This is a genomic window from Chondrinema litorale (assembly GCF_026250525.1).
GTDB lineage: Bacteria > Bacteroidota > Bacteroidia > Cytophagales > Flammeovirgaceae > Chondrinema > Chondrinema litorale.
The window spans coordinates 200881-212913 of record NZ_CP111043.1 but is presented as its reverse complement, the minus strand read 5'-3'; the positions used below and the strand labels follow the sequence as shown (position 1 = coordinate 212913).

Annotated in this window: 6 protein-coding genes; 2 read left to right on the top strand and 4 right to left on the bottom strand. The window is 32.4% G+C overall.

Annotated features, from left to right (window positions below; translation table 11 throughout):
• The first annotated feature begins 110 nt into the window (after nt 1-110).
• Complete coding sequence (locus OQ292_RS00940) at nt 111-560, top strand: DUF4259 domain-containing protein (RefSeq protein ID WP_284684170.1); 450 nt, start codon at nt 111-113, stop codon at nt 558-560.
• Nucleotides 561-624: 64 nt separating this feature from the next.
• Here OQ292_RS00940 and OQ292_RS00935 read toward each other — a convergent pair whose 3' ends face one another.
• The 3 genes from OQ292_RS00935 to OQ292_RS00925 form a co-directional block, all read right to left on the bottom strand.
• Nucleotides 625-1692 (bottom strand): T6SS phospholipase effector Tle1-like catalytic domain-containing protein, encoded by a 1068-nt coding sequence (locus OQ292_RS00935; RefSeq protein ID WP_284684169.1) that lies wholly within the window; start codon nt 1690-1692, stop codon nt 625-627.
• 203 nt (nt 1693-1895) lie between these two features.
• Nucleotides 1896-2489, bottom strand: coding sequence for an RNA polymerase sigma factor (locus OQ292_RS00930; RefSeq protein ID WP_284684168.1), 594 nt, complete (start codon nt 2487-2489; stop codon nt 1896-1898).
• A 551-nt stretch (nt 2490-3040) separates the two neighbouring features.
• Nucleotides 3041-3643 (bottom strand): TIGR04282 family arsenosugar biosynthesis glycosyltransferase, encoded by a 603-nt coding sequence (locus OQ292_RS00925; protein WP_284684167.1) that lies wholly within the window; start codon nt 3641-3643, stop codon nt 3041-3043.
• 277 nt (nt 3644-3920) lie between these two features.
• Here OQ292_RS00925 and OQ292_RS00920 point away from each other — a divergent pair, with 277 nt between their 5' ends.
• On the top strand, nt 3921-4607 hold the full coding sequence (locus OQ292_RS00920) for a rhomboid family intramembrane serine protease (RefSeq protein ID WP_284684166.1): 687 nt from the start codon (nt 3921-3923) through the stop codon (nt 4605-4607).
• Here the strand turns inward: OQ292_RS00920 and sov are convergent, their stop codons facing one another.
• Nucleotides 4608-12023, bottom strand: a complete 7416-nt coding sequence (gene sov, locus OQ292_RS00915) for a T9SS outer membrane translocon Sov/SprA (RefSeq protein ID WP_284684165.1) — start codon at nt 12021-12023, stop codon at nt 4608-4610. It abuts the gene before it with no gap.
• Between the last annotated feature and the right edge of the window lie 10 nt (nt 12024-12033).

The window sequence follows — 12033 nt, the reverse complement described above, 5'->3', positions numbered from 1 at the left end:
GTATTGGGCAATTTTTTATTTTTTGCATTTATCAGATTGCCTAAATTATTTATATTGCAACAGTAATTAATTTTTTCATTTAAATAATCTTATAATACAATTCAATTTTCATGGGTACTTGGGGTTACAGAATCTTTGAAGATGATGCTTCTTGTGATTGGTATGATGAGTTTTGTGCTGGTAGTCAATCATTCGAGACACTCGAAGAAGCAATAGAAGATGTAATTGACATTGAAGACTTTTTAGAACATGAAATATGTTCTGGAGCTTTGGTTACTGCAGAAATTATTTGCGCAGCATCTGGCTTTAAGTCAAAAGATTTTCCTGATAAAGAATATCACGAAGGGGAAGATGATGATGACGATTTGCCTTTAATAGATTTTGAAAGTATAAAATCTGATCTAAGTGAAGATCTTATCTTAAGAGCACAAAAAGCTGTCAAGAAAATTAAAAAATATAGTAGGTCAGAATTGCTTCAGATTTGGAGTGAGTCTGATGACTATGATAAATGGCTTAATGAGATAGATAATCTTATCGAGAGATTAGAAAAATGTAAATAGAGTTCAAAAGCTTTTAAGAAAAGTGATACGGTAAGAACCCATCTTAAATTATTAAGATGGGTTCTTATTCATTCCACCAAGTTTGATCTCTATATTTAATCCAAGCTTCTTTTCCATGTTCGCATTCAAAAATCCAGGAAGTGTATTTAGGATTATCAGTATTGTTAAAATTATTTATTCTTGAAAACACACTTTCATGAATGATTGGCTTATCTAGTCTGTTTTTTGGCCAGTATCTTACTTTTCTTTTAAAAAAGCGACTATATCCATCTTGCCTAGAATTATTCATAAACCCGTTTGGTAACTCATTCATCTTAATCTTATGTTTTGGATATATTCTTATACCATGTTTAATGGCTTTATCGAGCATCCAAACCAAAGATATGTCCGATAAGTCAGTAGTTTTATACCCACCACCAACATCTGTATGCATTCCTAAAAACCAAACTTGTAAGAGCTTTTGATTGATCTTTTCATTTTGAATAATATCAGCATCCCATAAAACTGGATGGAAAGTTTTTCTTTCATCATCTATAGATAGGGCATGGTAGGCATTTTCTATGCTCTCGCTGAGTTTAAAATTATGAAAAGAGTTTCTATACCAAGGAATTCGCTCTAGAATTGCATTTAAGAATTTAGACGGAAAACCAAGAGCAGCAACAGTGTCAAAACAACCAATAAAATGGATTCTAGTCCACATTGTATGGTGTTTAGCAATAAAACCCTCTGCTTCTTTAATTCTTTTATTGTCATTCGCAATTTTATAAATCTGAAATGCTTTTTTTATTAAATCGGGTCTGGATTTTGGTAATATTCCGAAAAGGTGAATAAAACTAGATAAACTTCTCACAGTAGCAGCACCTCTGCTAAATCCAAATAGATAAATCTTATCTCCAGCTTCGTAGTTTTCAAAAATAAAATTATAACAATCTAGAATGTTTTTGGAGATTCCAGCTCCAGTTATTAATCCAGCAAGTTTTTTCCTATCTGTACCAAGTCCCGGATCGTAAAATGCTATTTGACGTTGAGTTCTGTCTTCTAGCATATTAAAAATTTTATAAATATTCGTATTGTATCCAACTCCACCTTCCTGTCCAGTTCCATCAGATAGGACAACAATATTTTTTGCCATCAGAAATTTGTTTTTAGCTTGTTTCTTTAAATTAAATAAATCTTTTTAAGAAAAATTGAGGAATTTATAAATAAAAAAAGCTGACCTTTTTTAGATCAGCTCACAACTTTTAAATTATATAAAAAAATAAATTAGCTTGTAGTATCTGTTCAATAATCTCTCAAAGTAAAAGGGTTATCAAAACTTATTTTTTTATATGGCATTTATTTACCGTTTTTTTCAAAGTTTTTATCACTTTGATTCATTTGCTTTCTTAAGTTGATTAATGCATAACGCATTCTACCAAGTGCAGTATTGATGCTAACTCCTGTGATTTCTGCAATTTCTTGAAAACTCATTTGCATATAATGACGCATCATAAGTACTTCTCTTTGTGCATCTGGTAGGTTTTGAATAAGCTCTCTTAATTTAGCATGAGTTTCTGATTTGATTTGGCGAGATTCGAAAGAGTCCTCAGCAAAATCTAAAGTATTGAAAACATTGCTTCCATCTTCCATAACAATAGTTGGATAGCGTTTTTGTTTTCTAAAATAATCAATTGCCATGTTGTGAGCTATTCTTGAGATCCAAGGAAGAAATTTGCCTTCTTCGTTATATCTTCCTGATTTGATCGTTTTAATAGCCTTAATAAAGGTTTCTTGTAGTAGGTCTTCTGCAATATCAGAGTCTTTTACGATCAACAAAATTGTAGTATAAATTTTATTTTTATGGCGTTCAAGTAAAACTTCGAATGCTTTTTCATTTCCTGCTTTATACTGTGAAATTAGTTCGCTGTCTCCAATTTTGTACTTTCTCATAAGATAATAACATTTAGTTAACGACATGTATATTGTTTTCGAATGATGCTAAGGTAGATAGATTTTAGACTAAAAAAATTTAAACTCAGCTTAAAAACTTACAGCGTCTGATTATGAGCAAGCAAATGAATATTTTGAAAGAAAATGCAAAAAAATAATAGGAAATGGTAATCATTAAGGGCTAAGACAATTAAATTTCACCTAGATTATTATATGCTTCATCGAAAAAAATCCATTATTGATCTCTAAAAGCTGTTCAAAAATTAGAATAATAATATTATTAATTAGAATATTTAAATTTTACTTATTACAGGAGAGATTATAATATATTGATGCAATTTTAAGATGAGTTATTTATCTGAATTGATCGATTTTATAGGAAAACTTCCAAAAAGTGAAAAATTATCACATTTATTTGGATGAGCTTTGAGTAAATAAGAAATCTAACTCTAATATTTTAGAACGGTACAATAGGTTTTTACAATCAAAAATTGAGTAAAATTTTTAATATATTTTCATAAATTATATTTATATGCTCAATAATTGAGTGATTAATTTAACAGCTTCTTAAGCTTTTCATAATCTGCCTCTTTATCTATATCTGTTAATTCTGGTAAAAAATGAATTGACTTATTAAGATTTTTTAGATCAGATATAGTATCATGTTTTACAGTTGAGGTACTCCAATTTTTATTTTTAAAAACATCTGGGATAAATTTAGACATTCCTAATAAATAATAACCACCATCATTTGCTGGTCCGATTACAGTATCAAACTTATTAAGTGAATTAAATGCTTCAATTATAATTTTAGGTGATATTTCTGGACAGTCACTTCCTATGATTACAACCTTGCTTGCTTTATTATTAAATGCAGTATCAATTGCATCATACATTTTTTCACCTAGAGAACCTTTTTTCTGTAATTTTTTTGAGTAGGAGTTATTTAACCAGATATCGTTCTCATCAACAAAATTATCGTAATAAACTATTTTTAAGTAAGGGAGAGTAGCAGTTGTTTTTTGAGTGAGTTGGAGTAATTGATTGTAGACTGCCAAAGCTTTTTGATCGCCAATAGTTTTGGCTAATCTGGTTTTTACCTTTCCTAAAGCGGGATTTTTTGTGAATATAATGAGAACTTCGTGTTGGTACATATATTAAAATTACAATTGAATGACTGTATGTTTTGTGTTTGTATATACTATGTTTGGTTATTTTTCTGTATTATAATAGAAAATTTTGATCTATAATGAACAATTCACTTTAAATCATGGTTCAAACAATATATAAATACCTCCATTGTTTAGAATAGAAACAATGAAGATTTAAAATATTAAAAATATATAAAATAGTTTTTTTTCATTTTCATATTTAGAAGTTATAGGATAAGGGTGCTACCTTTATCCTATTTTTTTGCGTTAAAGACTGTATATGGATATAATTAAAAGTATTAAGATACCGGCATATATCGTTGCCTCTTTCTGGATAGTAAAGTTTTTAGAAGATATTACGCAGATAGATTTGGGTTTTTTGGGTATATACCCGAGATCTGTTCATGGTTTAATTGGCTTAATATTTTGGCCTTTTATCCATGGTAATTACGAACATTTAATTTCAAATACAGCTACTTTTTTTATTCTGAGTGCAAGTCTATTATTCTTTTATCCTAACATTGCTTATAAAGTTGCTCTCTATCTTTTTTTAATAACTGGTATTGGTGTTTGGCTTTTTGCTAGGGATGCATACCACATTGGTGCCAGTGGTTTAATTTACGGGTTTGCTTCTTTTCTATTTTTTAGTGGAATTTTCAGAAAAGATAATAAAGCAGTTATAATCTCTTTAACTGTAGCATTTTTGTATGGAGGAATGATCTATGGAATTTTCCCTATGTATCCGGGAGTATCTTATGAATCTCATTTAATTGGTTTGCTAGCTGGTATATATTGTGCACACCAATTTAAAGATTATATCGCCTCAGGTGATGAAGTTGAAGACGATATAATCTACTATGATAATGACTTAAATAACGATCTCACTGAGGGTTATAGAAATCTGGAATCTGACAGTTTTAAATATACTTTTAAGCAAAAAGAGCAGGAAGTAGAGTCAGATAAATAATTATTGAGTTAATGCATATCTAATCTGGAAGCCAAAAGAAGTAGTTGATCTTTTATAAGAGCTTGAGATCCTTGGTTCATTTATACTTCGTTCAAAATAGAACTGCAAATTAGCTTGTTTATTAATTTGATAAGATACTGTTGGTTTAAACTGTAGATTTATATTACCAGCAGTTACTGTTGGTGCATCGTTAATTTTTCTCTGAATAGTTTTGGTATCCCTTAATGTAAATGCCATTCGCATAGTGAGGTCATTTTCTAAAGTTTTATAAATTCCATGAATCTTAAATGGAACCTTCATACCTGCTTTAGTCATACCTAAATCTAAAGTAACATCATTACTTCTCAATTCAGTCACTTCTGCATTACTTAAATTTAAAGCTATATTTCTTTGTTTCTTATAATCGACCTTAATCGTTATATCACTATTTGTACGCAAATTAATTCCAATTAAAGGAGAGAATTGTTCGCTAATAGTTAATTGATTCACGATTAAAACAGGCTCTGCAGTGCCTGATGTATCAGATTCTGCATATGTTACGTCACTTGCATCAACTGATAAGTCGACGTCATCAGCATCATAAAATAATGATGAAGTGTAGCTACCAATAGCATATTCTGAAGAATAGCCATGTGTAATAGAAACACTTCTGAAAATATCTTTTAATGCAGGTATTTTAGAAAGACCACTATAAGTTACTCTCCAGTTTGGTATAGGAATATCCAAGAATGGAGTCATTTTAGTAGTATTTACATCTCCTTTTGTGTATGCAGCTCTAAAAGCAGGTATTAAAACATCTTGTGAGTTTGAATCATATGTAATACCAGGGTTTAAAACTTCTAACCTTGCCAAGATGATATCTCTATTTTTAACAAACTCATCAAATACACTACTGCCATTATTAGCATTGTCTTTTGTAAATGCTGTTTGCATAGAAAAGAAAGACATACTATAAGTACCAGTTCTTACAGGTGTTTGTCTTTCGAAAATTTCTGATACTGAGCCATCATCATTTAAGGTTGTTCTATAGTTTTCTGAATAACTATCTGTAATTGTTCTTTTAGCATCAATTTGTACCTTAAAGTCTTTTATAGGTTCAGCGTTAGCCCTAAAAGTTAAACTTCTTTGTCTATTTTGTTGGAATGGATTATTTTGATATGGACTCATTGAAATCCATCCATTTGCTGCTGACTCATACAGAATAGATTGATCTTGACTACCTAGTATAAATGGCAATCCTGGACTATTCCAATCATCATCAAATCCAAAGAACTTTGGCGTTTTCATATAACCTGGAATAGTTGTACCACTGGTTTCTGTGTAAGTCGCTGTAATATTTTTAACTGAAAGTAGGAGTCCAGCAATTCCTTTTACTGCTTTTAATTCTTTCGGCTTTTCTTTTTGTTTATTCTTGGCAATTTGCTCATCTATTTTCTGGATTTTTTTATTGAGCTTAGAAACTTTTCTAGGAATTCCTGAAAGCTTTACACCAGTATCTTCAATAGGTGTATTTAGTAAAGAGTCTAAAGCTAGGGAATCTCCATCTGCCAACTTCTCAAGCTTTCTTAATCTTTTCTTTTCGGCTTTAATTTGTTTTTTAGTTTTAAAAGTTTCTGGTGGCAATTGAAGTAGGGAATCGAGCATTAAGGAATCTCCTTTAGCCATTCTTTCCAACATCTTAATTCTTTTTTGTTCTTCTTTTTCTTGTCGTTTTTTCTGTTTAGCCTCTAATTGAACAATCTTTTGTTGAATATCAGATTTTTTCACTTCCAAAGGGTCTTTTTGTCGACCTCTACCACTAGAAGCAGTATTATTTATCTTTTTAAGAATTGGAACAGAATTGTATATTTTGTTTAAATCAACTTTACCATTTGCGGTGAAATTGGTATTGTTTCTCATCGTATTACCGAGAGAGTCTGCTATACCCAAAGTTCCAGCAGTCCAATCGAAAGTGGCCGTATATCTTGTATCGGCACTTAACCACTGTGTTAGTGGAAATTTGTCTAATGGCAATCGGTAATTAGCTCCAACAGTTTGGCTGTAAGCTTTCATTCTACCGAAATCTTTTAAATTATTTTTAATTACTTCGCTCGCTGCATCAGTAATGTCTCCTTCTGGTTCATCTATAATGGCATTGGCAGTAGCTGTATAATCTAAACCAAGGTTTTGAGATAAAGACCAATTTACAGCATAAGCTCGATTGAACAAGAATGATTTCTCATAGGTTGGAAGATAACCATCTGTAGTTAAATCAGAATTTCTTAACTGTGTTCTTCTGAAGTTTCTAATTAAATCACCTCTTACAGAAATACTGGTTGGTAGTAAATTAAAATTGATGTCTTTAATGAGTTGTAGCCATGGTGATTTAAGCCCTTCAGAATTTTTAAATGGCTCAATAGCTTTTAGTTGACTTTGATAACCATAAACTGCACCTAACCTCCATTGTCGGGTTTCCATCGATTCGGTGTTAATGTCTCGTTGGAAGGCATCTGTATATGCAGCAGTAAATGAAAGGTTTTCTATATCCCAGATATGATTTTTTGCATCTTCTTTTAATTTCTTCTTCCGAACATTTGTAAGGTTAATACTTCGACTAATGGAAATATCTCTTACAAGTTCTTCGTACAGAGATCTTTCTGCAGCATCATTAATTGCCTCAAGGGCAACACTCAGAGGTACATCTGGGTCTAGTGGATCAAAATATGGTTTAGAAGTGCTCTTCTCATAACTTACATAAAGAGGTAATGTAAGCCCAAGCTTACCAAATAAAATTTTATCAAGATTAACATTTGCTGAAATGTCATAATCTAATGATGCAGATCTAGCACGATCTGATATTCCATCTTGAATACCTCCAAAGCCGACAGAATTATATCTAAGCGAAGCATTTACTAGAGCAAAATCGGCAAGTTTTGTATTGAAACTAATATTTGTAGCCCAACCTGCTTGTTTGTTATATTCAGCGACTCGTAACTCATTAAACCAAACACAGACAGATTTCTCCGATTTATCTGTAGTTGAAGGGTTTCGTATACCCAGCATTACAGTTTGTATAGAACTTAAGTCTGGGTTACCGACGACTCGAATTCTGTATTTACCCACATTTGGAGCATCCGTCGAAGGATAGGGGATAGAAGTATTTGCTCCGGCTTTATTTCTTTCAACCTTTATAGTATATAAGTCTTCTATTGCTACATCTAACTGATTTTCTTCTAACCATAAATCTTCATCAATTACACTTCCTTCTGCTGAAAGATATAATGGCAGTTCAATTTCGTAATAGTTTTGTTTGAAATCAGTGCCTAACCTTATAAATGCTCTTAGGTCTTCATTATCTGTTAGCTGATCTGTTGCGTGAGCATGAATTTCCATTTTAAGTCTTTTATAAAAGACTACATCCAACCCATAGTTTTTGTAGATTGCTCTCGCATCTTCATCTTGCAGATTTTCTACACATACTTGTTCTGATTGCTCATTAAGTTGTCTTGTTACAGTTGATGTTATATCGTAATCTCTGCTGAATCCAGGAGGTAAAGTATATGGGAATTCTCCACCAGATCCGTTTTCTTCAATGTTTACTGTTGAAACTGTAAGAGTTGTATTGTCATTATCAGGTAATTCTTTATGCTCCGGACTCAGAAGACTTTCTGTGTATGGTCTCCATTGTGCACCAACCATTTGGAATTGAACCATCCTTAACACAACAGGATCGCTCCAGCCAGTCATAAACATTCTTATAAACCTAATCGATTTATAACTGTTTATATCATTAATAGCTTCAACATCTGTATCTCTAATTGGAATTCTAAATTGATACCAATTTACTCCATTGTTACCAGTTACCTGATCTACAATATAAGGATGATTATCAAGACTCATACTTGGTTGAATATCAACAGTATATTGATAGTATTGTTCAATATCAGAAACTGTCTGGTCTTTGTTTAAATCTTCGTTATCAGGGGTTTGGTATGAAGATTCTGTGTATGTACTACCTGAAGATTCTGGTGAATTGTTTTCCATACCGTTGAAAAACTTATATCTCTCCAATACACCGGCATCTTCAGAAATGTAGTCTTCAGCCAGATAGTATCTGAAGTTATCTGCTGAAGGGTCGGCTAAAATTTGTTCTCTAGCAACAGGACTCAGAGTTGCCGGTAGCCTAGAAATGAAAGGTTCTTCGAATTTTATGTTTTCTTCTTCATCGTTTAAACCATCAAAACCAATATCTTGTAATTCTCTAGCATTTGTACCATTATCAAAAGCATTGGTCAAATATTGCTCATTTGGTACTTTACCCCATACCGTTTCAGAAGCTGGATCTTCATCATCTGAGATAGGTAAACCATTTTCGAAAAAATGTCTGTCGTCAGGAATTAAGTCTTCTGAAATACTTCCAAGGTTAAAATATAATTGGCCACCAGAATTTACATTGTCAGAAATGAGACTTCTGTCATCAGTAAATGGATCCATTAACCAGAATTCAATATACTGAATGTTGATGTTATCAAAATCTGTATCATGACTGATTGCTCTTGTTATGGCACCAAAATTTTCTTCTGGGTTTTTAAGAGTACCATCTGGGTTGAGGTCGTAATTGTAGTTATACTGACCTCTTTCATCAGGATAATAAGCTAAGTCAAATGAAGTTTGGTTTTGTGCTACTTGTCCTTGTTGTTTATTTTGAAAAACTTCAGCATAATCAATCAGACGAACATAGTTATTCTCAATTTCAGTTTCATCAATGTTTTCTGGGCGTCCTCTTGTACCTGTCGTAAAATAGAATGCATTATCAATAGTATACCAAGCTAACTTGGCTCTTTTATAATTGTATTCTAAACTATCAGAAACTCCAAACTTATCTAGAATTAATTGAGGAGTTGAGCCAAGTGCCCAGCTTTGTGGACTACTTGTTAAATCATATGGTACTTCAGCTTGTTCAAAGTCATCAATATAGGATGTTCCCTCATCTCCAACTAATAAGCCAGGTGCTCCAGGAATAATGTGTGCAAATTCTGCTTTCAGCGCAACGTTTGATTGTTCTTTTGTGCTTAAGAAAGGGATTTTATCTACTAATCTGGTAAGTAATCTTGATTCAGATTTATAATCTATACCTACACCCCACATGGTATTTTTAGTTGGCTCAGAACCAACATTTACTCTAGAAATAGTTGGGCGTTCGTTAAGGTGTAGGAAGGTTCCAGTGAATTTAATATCATCTGATAAATGATATTCAGCTTCTAAACCTAAAAGGCTTTTTTGTTGGAAAGAGAAAAGATCGGCTCTTTCATATTGTATTTTAATTTCTTTGCCTGAAATTAGAACTCCCTCATTTAGAATTTTAACTCGACCAAATGAGTAGTCAACAGTATAATCAACTCCTTCGGTTAAAAGCGTATTTCCAGCTCGTATTACTACAGAATTTTCAGCTATATTAATTCCTGGCAATATAATTTCATTGGAGGAACCTGATTGAAATGATCCCTTTAAATAATACTTATTTAATGTTGTATTTAATGCTGCATCAGATTGGGTACCTTCATATAAATCATCAAATACATATTTATTGATTAGCTGTAGTTGAGTGGTTTCATCAAAATATGTTTCTAAATTACTACCGAAAGGTTCAAGTGTAGTAAAAATAATTCTACCTGTTTCAGAATTGACTGTTACTCCATCTACATAGTCAAAAACCCCATCGGGTTGTAGTTCATTTTGTGAGTTTAATTGGTCAACACCCAGAACTTGTACCAATGGTACGTTTACAATATTCTCACTTCCTTCGTGTAAACTAGGATTGTCTATACCAGTTTGATCATCTCTGTAAATTGCTCTTAACTGAAAGTTCTCTTTCGTAAGTTGAGTAGTTGATAATGAATAAATATTTTTCATCATCAAATCCCACATAGGCAAGTCTGTTCTTATTGTAGATGGTGATAACATTTTTAAGTATATCACATCATCATCATCATAACTTTGGTAATCTTCAGTTAGCTCACCAACTTGATAAACCTGACCATTATACGTATATTCATAAGCAACTGCAATGATTTCATCATTTCTCAATGCTGTAGAAAGGGAGATATAACCTAACTGAGAGTTAAATGTAAATTCAGAGTCTGTTAATTTTCTTGCGCTTCTAAGTAATTCAAAATCAACACCTTTATTAAATCCTAAGCCTTCTAAAGTGGAACTGGCATTATCAGCAACACGAACAGATGCATTATTGCTAATGGTAGAAAACAAACTGTTTGCGCCATTTCCTGCAGCATTTAATGGAAGTGGAGTAGCAGATAAACTTGTGTTATATGGATCACCTTCTCCAAGGTCCATAAAGCCAGCAATGTTTCTTAAAGTTTGTGTAGTATTGTTTCTATTAGTTACGTACACTTCAACACGGGTAACAGTAACACCAGATGTAATTGCTGGTAAACTATTGAGAGACCTTTCGTAATTATCTCTAAAAAACTGCGCTAAGAAGAAGTGTCTATTGGCATCGTATTGATCTCCTCGAATTTCAAACTCTTTAGATTGAGCTCCATTTTGGATTGTAATGGTTTCTGTGCTACCTCTTTGATTCGATATAACTGTGTTTAACCAAAGTTTTCCAAAACGCATTTTAGTTGTTATACCAAAAAGGTTTTGTGCACCAGTAATTAAGCTATTGTTTGATGTGAAGCTTACATTACCCAATTGTACTTCTTGAATAATGTCTTCTTCAAAAGCTGTATAACTTATATTGTATTGTTGTTCAAATTGAAATGTATTTTTTGTGTCGAAATTGGCATTTACAGATAGCTTTTCACCGATTTTACCCGATAAAGCCATGCTGATTTGTTGGTCAAAGTTGAAGCCTCCATTACGCTGTTGCCTAATAGGTAATGATGGATTATCTACTCTTTGCCATAAACCACCAAAATCTAAAACTACAGAACCATTTGGCTGTATAGTAATTTGATCTCCACCAAAAAGCCTCTGAGCAAATCTACCTAACTGAATAGGTGGAATAGCCAAGCCTTCACCTGTAATCTCATCATCGCCGTCTTTAGAACTAGAAATAGTTTTCCAGTAATCTTTTACCAATTGCCGTTCTTTATATTCCCGGTACATATTGTAAGGAATCTTCGACTCGGTACGGTAATCGTACGGACCAAACTTTTCAGAAATGTTATAAAAATTCCCTGTAGTATCAAGCGATATATCTAGGTTAATACTAGATGGATTACTTAATAAAAGGGGAGATGTACTTCTATATTCAGAAAATGGGTCTCCATATCTATCTCTTCTATACGAAGGAAGATTATCGGGATTAACAATAACTGAATCTTTGTTGTTTTCGTCTTGTGCTTCAACAGAGATGCATACAGCAAAATTGAAAACTGATAGACAGAAAAATAGTTTCCTTACGCTCAGCAAAATAATTATC

Bases quoted from the DNA above. Each gene is read 5' to 3' on its own strand.
- OQ292_RS00940 (WP_284684170.1), top strand. From the start codon at position 111: ATGGGTACTTGGGGTTACAGAATCTTTGAAGATGATGCTTCTTGTGAT.
- OQ292_RS00935 (WP_284684169.1), bottom strand. From the start codon at position 1,692: ATGGCAAAAAATATTGTTGTCCTATCTGATGGAACTGGACAGGAAGGT.
- OQ292_RS00930 (WP_284684168.1), bottom strand. From the start codon at position 2,489: ATGAGAAAGTACAAAATTGGAGACAGCGAACTAATTTCACAGTATAAA.
- OQ292_RS00925 (WP_284684167.1), bottom strand. From the start codon at position 3,643: ATGTACCAACACGAAGTTCTCATTATATTCACAAAAAATCCCGCTTTA.
- OQ292_RS00920 (WP_284684166.1), top strand. From the start codon at position 3,921: ATGGATATAATTAAAAGTATTAAGATACCGGCATATATCGTTGCCTCT.